General features: G+C 41.2%; 20 protein-coding genes and 1 pseudogene. 5 read left to right on the plus strand and 16 right to left on the minus strand.

The genetic code is table 11. The features are described from left to right. From NWP17_RS16000 to NWP17_RS16040, 9 genes and pseudogenes are all read right to left on the minus strand, one after another. Positions 1 to 903: pseudogene (locus NWP17_RS16000) on the minus strand (hypothetical protein); the annotation flags it as partial. A gap of 4 nt (positions 904 to 907) precedes the next feature. Beyond that, positions 908 to 1,801, minus strand: coding sequence for a hypothetical protein (locus NWP17_RS16005; protein WP_280655869.1), 894 nt, complete (start codon positions 1,799 to 1,801; stop codon positions 908 to 910). Further along, positions 1,794 to 2,615 (minus strand): hypothetical protein, encoded by an 822-nt coding sequence (locus tag NWP17_RS16010; protein ID WP_280655870.1) that lies wholly within the window; start codon positions 2,613 to 2,615, stop codon positions 1,794 to 1,796. The genes NWP17_RS16005 and NWP17_RS16010 overlap by 8 nt, the downstream gene beginning before the upstream one ends. Positions 2,616 to 2,808: 193 nt before the next feature. Continuing rightward, complete coding sequence (locus NWP17_RS16015; protein ID WP_280655871.1) at positions 2,809 to 3,561, minus strand: hypothetical protein; 753 nt, start codon at positions 3,559 to 3,561, stop codon at positions 2,809 to 2,811. A 384-nt stretch (positions 3,562 to 3,945) separates the two neighbouring features. Beyond that, positions 3,946 to 4,263: a hypothetical protein gene (locus tag NWP17_RS16020; RefSeq protein ID WP_280655872.1), complete on the minus strand. Its 318-nt coding sequence runs from the start codon at positions 4,261 to 4,263 to the stop codon at positions 3,946 to 3,948. Between the two features lie 506 nt (positions 4,264 to 4,769). Next, entirely contained in the window at positions 4,770 to 5,504 is a 735-nt protein-coding gene (locus NWP17_RS16025) for a class I SAM-dependent methyltransferase (protein WP_280655873.1), read from the minus strand. Then, complete coding sequence (locus NWP17_RS16030) at positions 5,504 to 5,644, minus strand: hypothetical protein (protein ID WP_280655874.1); 141 nt, start codon at positions 5,642 to 5,644, stop codon at positions 5,504 to 5,506. Before NWP17_RS16030 ends, NWP17_RS16025 begins: the two co-directional genes overlap by 1 nt. 177 nt (positions 5,645 to 5,821) lie before the next feature. Continuing rightward, positions 5,822 to 6,538, minus strand: a complete 717-nt coding sequence (locus tag NWP17_RS16035; RefSeq protein WP_280655875.1) for a pirin family protein — start codon at positions 6,536 to 6,538, stop codon at positions 5,822 to 5,824. A gap of 140 nt (positions 6,539 to 6,678) precedes the next feature. After that, the gene (locus tag NWP17_RS16040) at positions 6,679 to 7,107 is read right to left on the minus strand and encodes a hypothetical protein (protein ID WP_280655876.1); all 429 of its coding nucleotides are present in this window, start codon (positions 7,105 to 7,107) and stop codon (positions 6,679 to 6,681) included. Positions 7,108 to 7,344: 237 nt separating this feature from the next. Here NWP17_RS16040 and psbQ point away from each other — a divergent pair, with 237 nt between their 5' ends. The 4 genes from psbQ (at position 7,345) to hemJ (ending at position 10,775) form a co-directional block, all read left to right on the plus strand. After that, a complete protein-coding gene (gene psbQ / locus NWP17_RS16045) occupies positions 7,345 to 7,812 on the plus strand; it encodes a photosystem II protein PsbQ (protein ID WP_280655877.1) in 468 nt (155 codons plus the stop codon). A gap of 265 nt (positions 7,813 to 8,077) precedes the next feature. Further along, on the plus strand, positions 8,078 to 9,190 hold the full coding sequence (locus NWP17_RS16050) for an NAD(P)/FAD-dependent oxidoreductase (RefSeq protein ID WP_280655878.1): 1,113 nt from the start codon (positions 8,078 to 8,080) through the stop codon (positions 9,188 to 9,190). Between the two features lie 21 nt (positions 9,191 to 9,211). After that, on the plus strand, positions 9,212 to 10,054 hold the full coding sequence (locus tag NWP17_RS16055) for an alpha/beta fold hydrolase (protein ID WP_280655879.1): 843 nt from the start codon (positions 9,212 to 9,214) through the stop codon (positions 10,052 to 10,054). A gap of 136 nt (positions 10,055 to 10,190) precedes the next feature. After that, on the plus strand, positions 10,191 to 10,775 hold the full coding sequence (gene hemJ / locus NWP17_RS16060) for a protoporphyrinogen oxidase HemJ (protein WP_280655880.1): 585 nt from the start codon (positions 10,191 to 10,193) through the stop codon (positions 10,773 to 10,775). Positions 10,776 to 10,887: 112 nt separating this feature from the next. Here hemJ and NWP17_RS16065 read toward each other — a convergent pair whose 3' ends face one another. The 7 genes from NWP17_RS16065 to NWP17_RS16095 form a co-directional block, all read right to left on the minus strand. Beyond that, complete coding sequence (locus tag NWP17_RS16065) at positions 10,888 to 11,790, minus strand: MBL fold metallo-hydrolase (RefSeq protein ID WP_280655881.1); 903 nt, start codon at positions 11,788 to 11,790, stop codon at positions 10,888 to 10,890. A gap of 12 nt (positions 11,791 to 11,802) precedes the next feature. After that, positions 11,803 to 12,186 carry an aspartate 1-decarboxylase gene (gene panD / locus NWP17_RS16070; RefSeq protein ID WP_280655882.1) on the minus strand — a complete coding sequence of 128 codons (384 nt, stop codon included), beginning with the start codon at positions 12,184 to 12,186 and terminating at the stop codon, positions 11,803 to 11,805. Positions 12,187 to 12,367: 181 nt separating this feature from the next. Beyond that, on the minus strand, positions 12,368 to 12,880 hold the full coding sequence (locus NWP17_RS16075; RefSeq protein ID WP_280655883.1) for an inorganic diphosphatase: 513 nt from the start codon (positions 12,878 to 12,880) through the stop codon (positions 12,368 to 12,370). Between the two features lie 178 nt (positions 12,881 to 13,058). Then, entirely contained in the window at positions 13,059 to 13,244 is a 186-nt protein-coding gene (locus NWP17_RS16080) for a TLTLP motif-containing protein (protein ID WP_280655884.1), read from the minus strand. A gap of 419 nt (positions 13,245 to 13,663) precedes the next feature. Beyond that, positions 13,664 to 14,764 carry an AAA family ATPase gene (locus tag NWP17_RS16085; RefSeq protein WP_280655885.1) on the minus strand — a complete coding sequence of 367 codons (1,101 nt, stop codon included), beginning with the start codon at positions 14,762 to 14,764 and terminating at the stop codon, positions 13,664 to 13,666. A 164-nt stretch (positions 14,765 to 14,928) separates the two neighbouring features. Continuing rightward, on the minus strand, positions 14,929 to 15,900 hold the full coding sequence (locus tag NWP17_RS16090; RefSeq protein WP_280655886.1) for an Npun_F2552 family protein: 972 nt from the start codon (positions 15,898 to 15,900) through the stop codon (positions 14,929 to 14,931). A gap of 94 nt (positions 15,901 to 15,994) precedes the next feature. Further along, positions 15,995 to 17,395 carry an aspartate ammonia-lyase gene (locus NWP17_RS16095; protein WP_280655887.1) on the minus strand — a complete coding sequence of 467 codons (1,401 nt, stop codon included), beginning with the start codon at positions 17,393 to 17,395 and terminating at the stop codon, positions 15,995 to 15,997. 125 nt (positions 17,396 to 17,520) lie between these two features. Here NWP17_RS16095 and NWP17_RS16100 point away from each other — a divergent pair. Next, the coding region (locus tag NWP17_RS16100) for a Uma2 family endonuclease (protein WP_280655888.1) at positions 17,521 to 17,967 on the plus strand (447 nt) is incomplete at its 3' end.

A 17,967-nucleotide genomic window follows, 5' to 3' on the forward strand; every position in this document is an offset into this window, starting at 1 on the left:
CAGTGGAGGACTATAAATTTTTTTAGCAATGGCAATGCTTGCTCCCTGTCCATCAAATAAGCTGTGCCAATGTTCCAGCGTCATTTCCTGATTTGCTAAAGCATCGGTAATCACCTTTACCGCTTCCGCTTTGACTTGGGAACTGTTAATTAAACCGCGAATTGCTGATTTTATGGCTTCTTCATCCACTAGCGCTGATGTAGAAAATTGTGGTGTTTGTTTAATTGCTCTTTCTAATATGTCATAAGCCCGCTGAGATGCTGGCCGAATTATTAGAAAGCTGCGGGGTTTTTCCAGTGCTTCCACATTAAACGCCCAAGATACAGGTAATTTAGAACTCTTACTTTTTTCAATAGCTTTGCTGTTGATAGTTCGCAGATCAAGCAGATCATATTGTTTTGGTGATAGCAGGATGGGGTGAGGCTTAGTCAAGGTTTCTGGCGATAATTCAGAAATATCACTTGTAGGAGTTGAATCAGGATAAATGTGATAGATTCGAGATTCGAGAGTTTTAATATCAAAGGGGTCAAAGATGGGTTTCTTGCCTTCCCACCAATTTAGTATTATCGAGAGTCTATCCCCTCCCTTGGATAAGAAATAACGATAAACCGAGAGGCTGCGCCCTTTTTCATCTCTTCCTCTGGTAACTATGGCTAATACTGACCAGATTTTGTCTCCTGTTCCTACTACTCTGCCAATAATGGCTGGTAGTTCACTGGATGATCCCTCGCTGAGGGCAAACTCTCGGTTAGCTATGGAACGTTCCACCTCTTCGGGAATAGGGTCGCGAGTGGCGTTCATATATTTTCCAGTAAATCCCTGTGACAGCCAACCGTTATTTGTTCTGCGGGGATTAATACCTGTGCTAAATTCGTGAATTGTTATAGGTGATCGATTATTCATGTGTTTACCCTTGATCTAATTCCTTATGGCGTTGACCTGTACATAGCCAATAAATGGGAGCTACTAACCCAAATGGTCGCCAGCGCTTGGGATCTTTGATGATGGCGCTAACACCATCACTACCACGGCGCAGTATTTGGACGTTGGGTTCTGGATATTTATTACCTAACATCCCAAAAGCAGAAGCGGTAAAATAGTTAAGTTTGCCTGCTCCTAGTTGTTGCCAGGCTTCTAGTTTACGCTGTGTTTGGGGAAAGCGAGCTTCCGCTAAAAAAGCGGGTTTATGTCGATTTACCCACAATTCTGATTGCTCACATTTATTCAAAACTAAAGCTACTCTGCGGGTTCCCTGTTCTATGTCTGTGCGGTCAAGGGTAGTTAAAAATTTATCTATACCATGGGCATATTCAAAATCTTTGCCCCGACTGTTACCATCCACTAAGAACATAATCCCTGTGGCCAGGGAACAATCTTCTAAGTATTCTTGTAGTTTGGGGTTTCTGCTTTGGTGCAACAAATCAGAAAAAAACTCTCCTGAGTAGTCTTTGCAGCTGATATTCAGGCTAATTAGTGGGGAGTTGCTCTTAATTCGGGCGTTTTGCCAGGAGAATTGATCCTTAAGGGTAATGCTTAAGGTGTAATCTGTTAAATTACTATCTTTTAAATCCGTAGCCTCTAGCTCTAACCCTTGTTCTAGGATGTTTTGAGCTTTGCTGATTAGTTCCTCTCCCGAATCCCCCACTGGGATAACAGTTTGCACCGGGCTAGTGGGATCAGCATTAGGCCACCTAGCTAATGAGGCCATATAGGCAGTTTTACCACAACCGCGATCGCCTATTACCCTTAGCACCGCGTTACTTTGTTGGGGTTCTGACTTAACAGCAAACCAATTAGGCATGATCTTTAATCCTCCTACCTGTACTTAACCAATAAAGAGGAGAGATCATACCGTAGGGTTGCCAATGGTCTGCTTCTCTTAAAACCGATCCCATACTGTCTTTTCCCCATTCCATCACCCGGTTGGGTCGGGGGTCCTTAAGCCCTAGAACTCCAAAAGTTGATATGGCGTAGAAATTGAGATTTTTTGCCGGAATTTTCTCCCGCAAAATATATTTAGTCTTGGGTAGATGAATGTCAAATAGATCAATTTCCGGGTCAAGGCGACCAGGCCATAGTTCTCCTCGTTCACATTTACTCATAGCCACTGCTAACCGTAAATCCTTGCTTCTTTCGTGGATGTCCATCAGTTGAATAAAGCGTTGTATAACGCGACTATAAAATTTATCGGTTCCTCGTTTCCATTCTGTGAGCAGAATTAAACAGCCATTCACATCTTTAGTTAAACATTCTTCTATAAACTCATCATATAAAGGATTAGAAGACCCCTCTTCTAGTTCGTCAAAGATTTCACCAGGATAGTCTCTAACGACTAAATTGATGGTTTCTTTCTTAAAACCAGTGGTAACTTCTATGTTAAATGAATAAACCGGTAAGTCATAAATATTTGTAACATAAGTAATACTAGGTTCTAGAGATGCTCCTTCACAAATGATGTTCTCCGCTTTGTCTGCCAGGTGTTTAGTATCCTCATTCAGGGGTTGGACTGTGAAATTTTGCTTTTTCCCACTGGCTTTAGTGGGTTGGTAGGCTAGAGCCGCTAGGTAGGTGGTTTTCCCCGATCCCTTTGGGCCAATTACTCTAATGTTTCCCATATTTGTGCTGGTTTAAGCTATTAAGCATTTAATTTGTATAACTGTAGCGAGCAGGACTTGTACTGGGGGCTTAGTACTGGGCGTTTAGTACTGGGGGCTTAGTACTGGGCGTAGCCGAAGTATAGCCGAAGTATAATTATAGTATGCCCGCACTATGTTGATGAAATACAGATGATTGGATTTAGCAAACAGTTTATCTAGCTAAAAAGCTGGCTAAATATATCCAAGGCAGTTCTAAAACTGACCGATTATATATTGATGTGATAAAGCAGCGCAAGGACAAGCCGCGAATACTTTGATTAATTTCTTGTAGTTGGGGTTGAATGGGTCGGAAGTACCTTTGTAACACATATATATGCCGTTGTTGCCAGTTCATTTGCGCCCCGTTGGGGTTGTAGGTGAGTTTGGCGGCTTCTTGTTCCAAATTACAAAACAGGTCTGCTTTATTTAAACAAATCACCAGATGCCTTAATTTAGAGCAGTCTTGCTGGAAAAACTCTGCCCAACGGTTAAACCTGTTACACCACTGCTGCTGACTCATAAATTCTTCTGAGTCTACCCCGGCATGAAAATTCATTTCCCGATATGGTGGCAAGATCAGTAAAATACCTTCACTAGCACGAATAGCGTCTAACACTCTACTCCACTCCTCTTGATTATCACTTTGCCAACTTTTGCGCCACACCTCTCCGGGGGTGTCTATCCAATCTACATTGATGGGTTTATTACCCGTGGGTAGTCTGACTTGTACCTCCAGAGAACGCTCATAAATCCCCTGTGCAGCATCTGTTGCCCTAGTTCCTGTTTGATTCTCATCAAGTAACATTGCTTGCAGGTTTTCATAATCCTGATTAAGAACTTTAACATATTGGTTTCTAGGGTTGGCTAGCTCTAATGCTAAGTGCGTTTTACCAGTAAGGCGATCGCCTATATAGATTACTCCCATTATTAAATAGATTACTCCTGCCTGTATTTATTTTATTTAGTATACCTTTACTGGATACCATAAATCGTCACCTGAATTTATACGAATAATCACTTAATTCTTGTAAAGAATTATCAAGATATTCAGCGAAATAAATCATCTTAATTACACATAAACACTGATACACCATCAGTTATCTGCTGTATTATCTCAGGGTTATTAACTAGAATTTTAGTCAATTAGTTAGTACTGATAAGTTGGATACCATAACACAACATTTGTCAAGTATCCAAGGGTATAAATATCTGTGAGAATATTGCTGATCTTTATTGTTGAAAATAGTTAAACCAATAGGAGCGAGCAAGATGCTCGCACTACATTTAGAGGGCTTAAAACTTCTGCTTTTTAAGCTAAAGAACTACCTGCTCGTGATAAAATCTGTCCTATTTGCCGCACTTTATCTGCTATATCATCAGTGATATTAGCAGCCGCGGTTTGAGTATCTTCCCCTAAATCAACCAGAATATCTGCAATAGCTTCACCATCACCACTCAAAAGAGCTTCTTTCAGTTCCCCTAAGTCCTCCGCCAGGTCAGTTCCTGAGAGTTCTTGCTCCCAAGTGTTGATGATAGCCATTGCCTGATCCGTTGGAATTGAGGTAATATCTCTTTGTAAAGCAGAGATGGTAGTATCTAAGTCAACGTTTTGGATAGCGTCAGCCATAAGTAACTCCTATGTTGAGTTGATCTGACCTAATTTTTGTGAACATAAATACTTAAATCCTCATCCCTGAGTTATAAGCTCTTGCGCTGCTAAATCCAATCATCCCTATTTCTCAAAACAACTTAGTCGGTGTTAACCGACTTTAGCTATTAGACGGGGAATTTATTCCCCGGACTTGCGCTGCTAAATCCAATCATGCCTATTTCTCAAAACAACTTAGTCGGTGTTAACCGACTGTAGCTATTAGACGGGGAATTTATTCCCCGGACTTGCGCTGCTAAATCCCATCATGCCTATTTCTCAAAACAACTTAGTCGGTGTTAACCGACTTTAGCTATCAGACGGGGAATTTATTCCCCGGACTTGCGCTGCTAAATCCCATCATCCCTATTTCTCAAAACAACTTAGTCGGTGTTAACCGACTTTAGCTATTAGACGGGGAATTTATTCCCCGGACATAATCATCTCAAAAATTTCAAATCCCGTTTTAACCCCCGGACGGCTGCTCAAAACTTGACTTTATAAAGATCAAATAATTCTCCTGGTCGCCGGGCCAGTATTTTGGCATGATTAGCCTTAATCACCTTTTCCCACTCGGCTACAGGTTCTAAAAATACTTCCGCCCCCAGATAGGTTTCTAAAACTGCCCAATCTTCTGATTCGGCGTGTTCTGGGTTGAGGACATCAAAAACAAAATGTCCCTCCGGTTTTAAAACCCGCTTAACTTCCACTAACACCGCTTCCCAATATTTTAAAGGAAAATAACAACTAAAACCAGTGGCGATCGCCAAATCAAATTGATCATTAGAGTAGTGTAATTGATCAGCCGACCCTAGTTCCACACCTTTAAATAGTTTAGAATTTAACTGTGGTCCACGGGAATTAAGAGTATCCCGTGCCACTGTGCTGATTTCTTGCCCATAAAAATATGCTTCCCAGTCTCGCCAGGGATAGATTAACAAACTAACACCACAGCCAATATCCAAACAGTGCTGATTTTTTTTAGGTTGAGCAACTTCCCAAAAAGGAGAAGCGGTTTTTCCTAACAATATCCCCGCCTCCCATTGTTGATATATGGGCATTGCTTTAATTTCTGCTGGTAGTTCTAGGTCTTGCTTTTGATATTGTCGGTTAAAGCGATACCCCACCTGGGCTACTACCTCCTTCCAATGTTCTGATTTATGGGGTATTTCCAGAGAAAACAGGTGACTAGGTGATGATGAGTTACGCTTTTTAGACATTATCTATTCAACCATGCAATTAATAAAATCGCCACCTTTGCCCCTTGGGGTGAGGCTCCAGTGTAGACTTCCCCATTATACCCCAGAATTTGCTCTAACAAGCCTCCACCAATCAGATAATTATGAATATTTAAAATCATGGTGGGTTAAAAACCCACCCTACAACATATAGCAAATTTTGCCGAAGTGAGGTACATCATTAACAAGCAGGACTTGTACTTATACTGAGCGCTACAAAACCATTATTTACATTTGTGTCTCACCTGTTCAAGAAATGCCATAACTTATTTTCATTGATGTTAATTTAATTTAATTACCTACCCCAGATCAAACAGTAAAAACTCAGTGCTGGTGTCCGTGGTGATTTGCAGTTTTTGTTCTCCGCTGATTTGCACCCCATCACCCGCCGTAAGTTGCTGACTATTCAAGCGGGCTTGACCTTGGGCTATTTGTAACCAGGTATAACGTGATGGTGGAACTTGATAGTTAACAATATCTCCTGATTCTAAAATAGAAGCATACAAGTTAACGTCTTGATGAATTGTTACCGCACCATCACGCCCGTCTGTAGCAGCAATTAAGCGTAATTGACCGCGCTTTTCTTCTCCAGGAAATGATTTTTGTTCATACCTGGGTGTTAGTCCCTGAGTATTGGGTAAAATCCAAATTTGCAACAGATGTAATGGGTCTGTTTGTGAGTGATTAAATTCGCTGTGGGCGATTCCAGTCCCAGCACTCATGATTTGTGCATCACCAGGATAAATTACTGAACCAGTACCCAAGGTGTCTTGATGTTCCACCGCTCCCGATAGTACATAGGTGAGAATTTCCATATCCCGGTGACTGTGGCGAGGAAATCCAGCACCAGGGGCGATGGTATCATCATTAATTACTCGCAGGGTACGAAATCCCATGCGCTTGGAATCGTAAAAGTTGCTAAAAGAAAATGTATGATAGCTATCGAGCCAATTTAATTGAGTTCTACCACGGGCGTGGTGATGGTGGATTACTTGGTTAATTGTGCTTGGAGCCATGATCTTATCGGGTGTGATTTTTTTGGATGGGAATATAAATATTTTAAAAATATTTTAAAAATATTTTTACTTATTTTGATGACATCCGTAAAAAATACCGGTCAAAGTCAAATTGGTGATCATTAATGCCCATAGTCGGTTTAGTCGCTAGATTTGTTAAACACTTCCAAAATGTGCCAACAAATCTGCTTGAGTTTTTCACCGATTTGGGGCGAAGGTTCGCACATACCCACAAAACTCCAGTTGTCCACAGTAGACAGTCGCCAGGCTTGGCCGCGATGGTCAAATCCAGCCACCTCTAACCCAATGGCGCGACGTGAGTAGTTGATGGGATCTTGGTAAAAGCGGATTTGAATTAAAACACTGCGACTGCGCCAAGACTTGCTAATTCCAGGAAAGTGAAAGCCGATGTCTATGGAATCTGGATCTACTAATTCCCTAGTTTGGGGGTCGTCTTTCCAAGGCTTGAGGTCTGATTTAGCATCGGGAAACTCTAATTTAAACAAATTAACCACTGTAGCAATTTTACTGGCTAGCTCAAGATTAGTTGCTTGTTCAGATGCGTTCACTAAAAAAACACTCCTATTAGTTCAGTCAGGGAATGTTGAGATTTATTAAACCATGGTTATCTTGAGTAATTATACTTAATTTTTTCCAAAATACCCAGTAATTTAGGTAAAGTACAACCATAAGACCTCTGATCATTTACATTTGTGTCTCACCTGTTTAAGAAATGCTATAGAACACCCCAACGATCTAAAATTACTCTGTTAATTAGTAGCAAAAAAATACATTTAGTTCAGTTTATGGCACGTCAACCCTCGATTTTGTCTGTGATTTTAGTATGCTTGGCCACATTACTTATCAGTTGTGGTGGCCCCAGCGTTGCAGTTGCACCCCCCACTTACACAGCAACTCAACTAGAGAGGATTCAGGAATATGTACCCAAAATTCAGGCTGTGCGCGATCGCACAGAAGAACTGAAAACACTCATTGATCAAAAAGATTGGATTAATGTTAGTAACTTTATACATGGTCCCATGACCGAAGCCAGATTGAGTATGACTTATGTTATTCCCAACCTAGCACCTTCTGCCCAACCCATAGCCAGACAAAAAACCCGAGATTTGCTCAACCACTTGGTCAAAGTTGATCAAGCTGCTGGCTCCAGTAATAGCCTGATGGCTTTGAATAGCTACCAAGAAGCAGTGCGGGATATTGACGAGTTTTTACAACTGCTTCCGGATTTAAGCACCGCACCAGAAGTTAGTTAGGGTAAAATCTACATTCACACTTGGTTAATTTGGGGCTGCTTGATACCCCCCCCGGCTAAAAGCCGGGGGATTCTTGAATAGTCCACAAAGGAAGCTTCATAAGAACTAAAACATTTGAATATTTTGTCGAGAGCATCCCAAGAGGTTCGCTACATCGGTAATACCAACAAAATCGGGTGAAGCCTCGACAATCTCGGCTCGTGGGATAGCCTTGGTCTATTGACCTGAAAATTCCTGTAAGATGGGATCAGGAGGCGAAAAGTGAATGACTCAGGTACTGATCATCGGTTGTGGTATCATCGGGGCGGCCATTGCCTATGAACTTAGCTTAGTTAAAGAATTAAAAATTACGGTTATCGACCGTCAACCACCAGCCCAAGCTTCCACAGGGGCGGCTTTGGGGGTGATGATGGGGGTAATTAGTCATAAAGTCAAGGGTCAAGCCTGGAAAAGGCGACAAAGTAGCATTGAACGCTACGAAACCTTAATTCCCAGACTAGAAGCCATCACAGGGCATAAAATCCCTTTTAATCGCCAAGGTATTGTGAATTTGCTGGGGGAAGATGAAAATTTAGCAGATTGGGAAAACTTAGCAGCCATTCGCCATGCTCAAGGTTGTCAACTAGAAGTCTGGGATACACAGCAGCTAAAAAGTTTTTGTCCTCAAGTTAATCATACTAACATTATTGGCGCAGTTTATTCTCCTCAAGACCGCCAACTGGATCCCAGGGCTTTGACCTTGGCTTTAGTAGCAGCAGCCCAAAACAATGGGGTAATTTGTCAGTTTGGTGTAACCGTTTTGGGGATGGATACCCCCATAGTAGAAATTAATCAACTTGGTAAATGTAGTGTAGTCGAAACTACCCAAGGAAAAATTACTGCTGATTGGATTGTCGTCGCTGCAGGGCTGGGTTCCACACCACTAACAGCAGGGTTAAAGCAAATAGTTGATATCCGCCCGGTATTGGGACAAGCATTACATATAAATTTAGTCCACCCATTGGGTAACCCTCAGTTTCAGCCAGTGATTACAGGTAATGATGTTAATATTGTGCCAATAGGAGGCGGTGATTACTGGGTAGGTGCAACAGTAGAGTTTCCTAGTGATGGGGGTGAAATACCGCCCAGTCAAGATACCTTAGCACAAGTTTGGCAGCAAGCCCTGGCTTTTTGCCCAGATTTAGCTAGGGCTGCCATAATTCACTCTTGGTCTGGTTTACGTCCCCGTCCTCAAGGCCGCCCCGCACCTGTGATTGAACAATTACCAGGTTTTAATAATGTTCTCTTAGCTACTGGACACTACCGCAATGGAGTTTTATTAGCACCCGCCACAGCTGAGGCAATTCGTGAGATGATTACTTCTAAGCAATCACAATGAAAGTTAAATTAGGAAATTAGCGTGTCTTTAACAGAACATAAAATTACAGTAGATTCTCTAGAATGGTATTATCGCGAGTGTTCACCCATGGGCAGAACTGATTTACTACCAGTGTTGTTACTACACGGTTTAGTTGCACAGAGTTACAGTTGGCGGAATATTATGCCGGCTTTGGGGAGTCAAGGAACAAGAGCGATCGCTCCTGATTGGATTGGTTATGGTTTTTCTGCCAAACCAGAAAAGAGAGACTTCGCCTACACTCCTGATGATTTTATCACTGCCCTAGCCGGATTTATCAAAGCTTTGGAGTTAGAACGTTTTTCTTTAGTAGTCCAAGGTTTTTTAGGTTCTGTGGGCTTACAATACGCCTTACGCTATCCTGAACAAGTAGCTAACATAGTTATTTTAAACACACCAATTGCCACCATAGCCAAATTACCTTGGAAAATTAAGCAAATGGGTTTACCTTTAGCCGGTGAAATGATCACCCAAGACCCTCTTTTAGTTGACCGGACTTTAGAAGGTGGTAGTCGTTATCGCATTGAAGATCAAGACTTAGACATTTATCGCCGACCGTTTTTAAAAGCTTCCACTGCAGGGCGGAGTTTATTAGCCACCATTCGCAACTTACAATTAGAGCAAGCAATGGCAGAAATAGAGTCTGGCTTTCCACAATGGCAAAAACCTATTCTCATTCAGTGGGGAATGATTGATCCTTGGTTATCTATAGATATAGCAGAAAAGTTTACTAATTTTACACCTAATGTTGAATTAATCAAAATCAATCATGTAGGGCATTACCCCCAAGAACACTACCACCGGGAGATTTTGCCAGACCTTTTGCCATTTGTGCGTACAATTTGACATCTCCCCTGGTTGAAACACACCGTATTCTAACTAAAGCCAATTCTGACTTAGAATGGACAATACCCCTGGGTTAACCGCGGGAACTGTCAAAAAAAGCAAAAAATCATAATTACACTAATGGAGATTTAAATTCATGGCTTATTCCTGGTTTAAAGCATTTCATTTAATTGGGATTGTAGTTTGGTTTGCGGGGTTGTTCTACTTGGTACGTTTGTTTATTTATCATGTGGAAGCCAACCAAGAAACCGAACCTGCAAAAACCATCCTCAAAAATCAGTATCAGATTATGGAAAAGCGCCTATATCATATTATCACCACTCCAGGAATGTTAGTCACAGTGGCAATGGCTATAGGTTTATTAACCACTGAACCCGATGTTTTAAAACAGGGTTGGTTACATATTAAATTGCTGTTTGTAGCCTTGTTACTCGGTTATCATTTTTACTGTGGTCGTCTCATGAAACAGTTGGCTATAGATGAGTGTCGCTGGAGTGGTCAGCAGTTGCGGGCTTTAAATGAAGCGCCAACGGTTTTGTTGCTGGTAATTGTGTTGTTGGCGGTGTTTAAGGACAATTTACCCACAGATATTACCGCATGGGGTGTTTTTGGTCTAATTATTTTGATGGCGGTGACCATTCAGCTTTACGCTAAAAAACGCCGTCGCGATCAAGAAAAGATGAGAGGACAAATAACACAAGTTCCTCAAGAACAAAGTTAATTTGAATACCAAAGTTCCACAGACTAAATTATTCAATAAAAGTAAGAATCCCACCGGCTTTTAGCTGTGGGAGTGTCAATATTTCAAGGTTTATTTTGAAGTTTTCCCCCGACTACTTACCTACTGATAATACTAAACCTTCCCAAGCCAGTAATGCTTGGGGGAACATGGATTGAATTTCTAATTGTAGTTGGTCAAGACAATCATCGTTATCATCAGGGTGGTGCTGGGAGATGACTAATTGTTTCACATTGGCGCTTTTTGCCAATTTTACCGCAATTTTCCAGTGCAGATCAGTGGCTTGATGGTTGTATGCTGTGGGAGGATTGTATGTGGCATTGGCAATGAGTAAATCAGTGTCTTGAATAATCTGGAAAATGCCATCGCCTTCCATTTGCTCAAGATTTTCCTGTAAATCTGTAATGTAGACCACGCTGTATTTTTGGTGGGTGATGCGATAGCCCACTGATCTTTGGTTATGGTTAACTAACGCTGTGGTAATTATCACATCATCTAAATTTACTGTACTCCCTGCTGTTATGTTATGGAATTGCAATTGAGATTGCATAGCCTGGAGAGGATAAGGAAACAGGGGCTGGAGCATCTGGTCACAGAGACACTGTTTAATAGAAGCGCTGTTAGATGCTGCTGTTCCGTAAATATGAAAACTATTTTCTTTAACAAATGCGGGGGCAAAAAAAGGAAAGCCCTGGATATGATTTGATTGGGAATTAGTAAAAAATAAATGAGCTTCTAGTGGTTCTTGTAGTTGTTGCCAAGTTTTACCTAGTATGCGTAAACCTGTACCACCATCAAAAATCAGGTGTTTACCAGCTACATACATTTCCACACAAGGAGTATTACCCCCATAGCGGTGTGTGCTACTGGATGGAGTAGGAATTAAACCTCTGACACCCCAGAACTTTACCATAAATTCCCCCACAGAATCACTTAGGGGAATAATTGGCTGTGCTGTGATGTGGCTTGGAGAACTGGACAAATCAAAGTTAGACATTTTTCTTAATAATTAGACCCTACTGAGCAGGTCATCATAGTGCCGTACTTCCAACGGTCGATTTTTTTCGTCTACAATCACTACCGTAGGTGAGTAATCTTTTAACTCCTCTGGGGTGAACTGCCCATAAGTCATTATAATCAAGCGATCGCCTGTAACGCCTAAACGTGCTGCTGCCCCATTTAACTCTATCACCCCAGAATTAGCCGGGGCTGGTATTGTATAAGTGATAAAACGCTGACCATTGGCATTATTCACCACTTGTACTTGTTCATAGGGTAAAATGCCAGCCTTGTCTAATAAAACTTCATCAATGCTGATACTACCAACGTAGTTGATATTTGCCCCAGTGAGGGTACAATTGTGAATTTTAGCCAAAAGGATAGTACGCTGCATTTTTTTTTGATGTTTTTGGTGCATTTCTTGGCAATGCCAACCCGTTCAGGTTGTTATTGTTCCCATCAACGCCTGGGACAGTTAAGAGTTAGGAGTTAAGGATAAAAAATTAAGATTAAAATTAAAATTAAAATTAAAATTAAAATTCTAACTCAAAACTCTTAACTCTTAACCTTTATGATTATGCCCCGGCAGCCCGGACGAATTTATCTACTAAAGCAGAAACTTGATCAACATCTTGCCAACCGAGAATTTGTGTCACCTTTTTTTCCAAATTTTTGTAACTGCGGAAAAATTCGGCGATTTCTTCCAGTCGGTGTGGTGCTATGTCCTTGAGTGATTTTACTCCAGCGTAGCGGGGGTCTTTATCAGGAACACAAAGAATCTTCTCATCGCGATCGCCTCCATCAATCATTTCTAACATACCGATGGGTCGTGCCGGAATGATGCAACCGGGAAAAGTCGGCTCATCCATAATCACCATGCCATCGAGAGGATCGCCATCATCTGCTAAAGTGTTAGGTACAAAGCCGTAATCATAAGGATATCGTACCGAAGAATAAAGCACTCTGTCCAGGGCAAAGGCTTGTAAATCTTTGTCAAACTCGTATTTATTTTTACTCCCACCGGGGATTTCAATTAAAACGTTGAGTATACCCGGCTTTGGTCGGGCTGGAATACGGGATAAATCCACAAACAAACTCCTCTGATAACGGTAAATTTAGGCAGCACTATGTATGGCTCCTGTTGTAGAATTTTAAAGCCTAGATGGACTTCTGCCCAGGGTATTTTATGGGAATATGCAGATCCCCGACTTGTTAGCCAGGTCGGGGATCTATGTGCTGTAACTAAATTCTATTGATTATTGTGGTTTAATTGCCTGTTTTTGGGATTGTATACGGAGGAGATAGCTGGTTATTAGGAACATCGGTTGAATAGTGGGCAATGACAAACACAGGTACTGTAAGAGTCACTAGAGCGATCGCAGTTCCCACAATGTCTGCCAAACGATGGGAATATGTATCGGTAGGGCTGGCAGACTGAGTATTTGCATTCATACAAAGTTTAAAATTCGTCTCTTTTTTTTGTAGGTTTACTCTCTAGTAGAGAGTGTTGATATTATTCTAACTACTTTTTCTAAGGAATAGCATTTCTTAAACACATGAGATACAAAAAAGTCTTGTAACATAAGCATACTTCCACTACGCTCACCACCAGTCCTGCTTCTTAAGCATTTACCTCACTAAGCAGCGAAAACCACTACATCAACTCACACTCATATATGTGTTTGTGGATGGGAGCTAATAGAGATACAAATACAGCAATTTATATTTTAAATCTTCCTAGACAAGCTAGGGGCGGGTAGTCCCGGAGTAACGCCGTAGGACTCGCCACCTCTACTCTTTTAGGCGAAAGTCTATCAGAGCAAGTGACCATAAAACGAGACACAAGCCCCGATCCTGTAGGACCGGGAGCGTCAAACATCGTCACAAATCAAGGTATTGATCAAATCCCCAGTCACAGATATATCACTAAGCGGTTTAATTAAAGTAGGTTCTAAGTGGCTATGGCGGTAAAGTAGAAAAGTATTTTCATTAGAAAACTTGCCAATAGCTTCAGGATGATGAGAAGTTGCTAAAATTTGCCCACCTTTCCCAAATGAGCGCTGCAAAGTTGTAATGAAATGTCCCACATCAGAGATAGAAAGATAGTTATCCGGTTCATCCCAAAAGCAAAAAAGAGGACCATAGGACTTATTAGCTGCTAATACCACAGCGCACAGAAAAAAGCACTTTTCCCCATCAGATAAGTCGGTAAAGTTGACATTTAAAGTGGCATTTTCCGCCTCAAACCTCACAATCAAGCTTTTAAAGTCTTTTCCAACCAATTCATTCAAAAAATCTTGAAAGTCTGGCATAATCTCTCGTAGATATTTGTCAATCTCTCTATAAGCCGCAGGATACCTACCAAGTAAACCAGAAAACCATTCCCCAATATTAGAACCGTCTCGCTTTGGTTCTAAGGTTTCCCCGTGGGAATCCCCAGTCATTAAACTAGGAATTGGTGCTAAAATAACAATATGCGCCAGCCAAGTCTTAAAAATGTGTAAGGGGTCAGTTTCAGACTGGTCTTGAATGAGTGGTAAAGCTACCAAACGCCAATCAACTAAAAATTGAGCATCTCGCGGTTGTAATGTATACAGAGTAACCCTTGCTTCCTGGCGAGAGTATAGAACATGGTTATTAACTAATAGTTGTTCTGACAAAACTCGCAGTTCTTTAAATTTTTCCGGTAGCTCTAACGCCAGAATATATTTATATAATTCATTTTCAATTAATACTTCTATTTCAAACCGTATAGGCACATCAAAGCGACCACGAGCAAAATCTTTAGATTCCACCAATTGTCCCACTCTATTAACACCTCTACCAATAGATTGAAGCACTGCTAAAGCATGAGCAATAGTTGATTTACCAGCACCATTTTTACCGATTAAGAGAGCAGATGACATTTCTGTCATGGTAAATTCAAAATTTTCTAGACATCTATAATTATGTACATATAACCTTTGCAGCATAAGGGAATAATTTTTTCTAGAACACTTCTATTATACAGTCATATACCCATTTTTTCGATAAAAAATCAACCCACCGGAGTGGGTTAGATTGATCAACTATTGTAAAGATTGACCGAAATATTAACCATGAGCAGAGCTAATGGCTTCAGACATCGGGGTTAACCTTAGCCTCGACTGTAAACACTCATTGGTTCTTTAATAAACCGAATGTAAAGATGTTTAAATGTGGATTTAAGCACACGAGGCATGGCAAAATCAATGGGCATTAACCTTTCTGGTAGTTGCCAATCTTCTATTTTCAGTAAGTGAGGATGTAAATTAGGAAAATCTATTTCTGTTAGTTGTGGACAAAGCCCTAAGCTTTGAGAAGCAGCTATAGTCGGGACTTGTTCTGGTTTGACGTTGAGAATTTCTACCATTGCCCGGTCTAAGGCAAATACATCTGCTGAGGCTGCCAAAACTCCTAATTGACGCGGTTCACCACCACTAGGACCATTGCCCTCATGACCAATAATACCATCTAATATAGTTAAATTGGGATTAATTGCCCTGGCAGTTTCTACTAACATTTCACCAAATCGTTGTGGGTCTTTCCCCGCTTCCATGTGCCACCAGGCCTTCATTTTACCAGGAACGCAACCAAAAAGATTTTTTACCCCCATGGTTAAGGTTAACTGTATATGTGATTTGACTTTGGGTAGGTTAATCACCACATCTGCTTCCATGGCTTCTTTGCAGAGGCGCAGGTGATTAAAGTCTTCATTAATGGTTTGGTAACGTTTACCGTGAAACTCAATGATAGGTATGTTTAATTCTTGTAACAGTGGCAAATAGCCGTTGGCTTCTGCTACTCCTTTAGCGCTACCAAAAGCGGGACTATCGCCTAAAAATGGCTTACCACCCGCTTGTATTACCATTTGCGCCACTTGATAAACCAGTTCACGCCTGGTTGTACATTCTTTCGTGGGGCGGGAACCTGTGAGCAAGTTGGGTTTAAGTAAGACTTTAACTCCCGGTTTAACAAAAGCAGATATTCCTCCTAGAGGTTGGAGGAGGGTAACTAAAGATGCTCGTAAAGCTTCCTGCTCATAGGATGTAGCACGAATGAGACTAACAGATGGTTTTTGGGTCTGCATAGATGATATGTTACATTAGTTAACATACAAACAATTGTATCAAACCTTTGACCCGCCCCAGCCCCTTTCCTTTGAGGACAGGGGCCAAGAAGACTTAATGCAAAGCGCTCATTTGTTCTAGGTTTAAAACTGTTGCTAATTGGGCTTCACTCATTAGCCCTTTTTCTAAAACAATTTGTCTGATGGATTTACCCGTTTCTAATGATTCCTTCGCTACATCGGCGGCATTTAAATAACCAATGTGGGGGTTTAGTGCTGTGACTAATGCTAAACTGCCCTCAGCATAGGCTAAACAGCGTTCTTTGTTGGCTGTAATTCCTTCAATGCAACGTTCAGTAAGAGCGGCGATGGTGTTACCGAGAATTTCCATGCTATGAATTAAGTTATAGGCAATTAGAGGCATCATCACATTTAATTCTAATTGTCCGGCTTGAGCCGCTAGGGCGATCGCGTTATCATAACCCATGATCTGAAAACATACCATTGATGTCATCTCTGCCATAACTGGGTTATATTTACCCGGCATAATTGAGGAACCCGGTTGTACTGGGGGTAGTTGAATTTCTTTAAAACCAGTTTTCGGTCCTGAATCCATTAACCGCAAATCATGAGATATTTTGGCTAAGTCCTGGGCTAAATTGCGTAAAGCCCCGGATACATTGACAAAAGGTGCCATACTCTGCATAGCAGCCATTAAATGAGGCGCGGGTTCCATGGGTGATTCCATAATTTGGGAAATAACCTCTACTACCCGGTGGCGATACTGGGGATGAGTGTTCATACCTGTACCGGCTGCACTACCACCTAATCCCAACACCATTAAATCCCCTGAAGCGGTGTAAATGCGGTTTTGATGTTCTGATAGTATGTGAGACCAAGCGCGGAAATTCTCACCTAAACGCACGGGTACAGCATCTTGCAGGTGGGTTCTACCTGACTTAACGATGTTTTGAAACTCTACCGCTTTAGTTTCTAACGCGGTGATGGCTTTTTCTAAAGCCGGCTGCAATGTGTGGGTGAGTGCTAATAACCCACCAATACGAATTGCTGTAGGGATCACATCATTGGTAGATTGACCATAGTTTACATGATCATTAGGACTAACGCGCTGATAATTTCCCTTTTCTGCGCCGAGAATTTCTAAAGCGCGATTTGCTAAAACTTCATTGATATTCATGTGGTGAGAAGTTCCAGCCCCGGCTTGATACACATCTACCACAAACTGATCGCGTAATTTTCCCGCCAGGATTTCATCAGCTGCTTGAACAATGGCTTGACTGATATCTAGGGGAATACAGCCGAGTTCTCCGTTAACAATTGCAGTGGCTTTTTTAATGATTAAACAAGCATCTACGTAAGTAGATAGGGGCTTAATGCCGCTAATTGCGAAGTTTTCTATTGCTCGTAATGTTTGAATACCGTAATAAACATTACTGGGAATTTGGCGATCGCCCATAGAATCCCGTTCAATACGAAAATTTGTATTTTCAGTCATAGTAGTATGGTTGAAATCATCTCAAAATACCGATCATGCCATGCAAATAAACTAAAAACATATTTTGCTGATATTTTGTTGCTGAGAAGCTAAACTGAGTATTAATAGAGCAGGGGTAAAATATAATGATTAAAACACTAACCCGCCCAATCACTTTAGCAGAATTTTTACAATTACCAGAAACCAAACCAGCCAGTGAATACATCAACGGTGAAATTATCCAAAAACCCATGGCTCAAGGTAAACATAGTAGATTACAGCTGCACTCGGCTAATGTAATTAATAATGTGGTAGAAACCCAAAAAATTGCTTTGGCCTTCCCAGAACTACGCTGTACCTTCGGTGGGCGTTCCCTCGTTCCCGATGTGGCGGTATTTACTTGGTCAAGGATTCCTGTTGATGAAAAAGGCAACATAGCCAATGTATTTAACACTTATCCAGATTGGACAATTGAAATTCTCTCTCCTCAACAAAATACAACCAAAGTTACTAGAAATATTTTGCATTGTTTAAATCATGGTACTACCCTGGGCTGGTTAATTGACCCAGAAGAATATAATGTTTTGGTTTAT

It is taken from the genome of Chrysosporum bergii ANA360D (assembly GCF_029891735.1).
Classification (GTDB): domain Bacteria; phylum Cyanobacteriota; class Cyanobacteriia; order Cyanobacteriales; family Nostocaceae; genus Umezakia; species Umezakia bergii.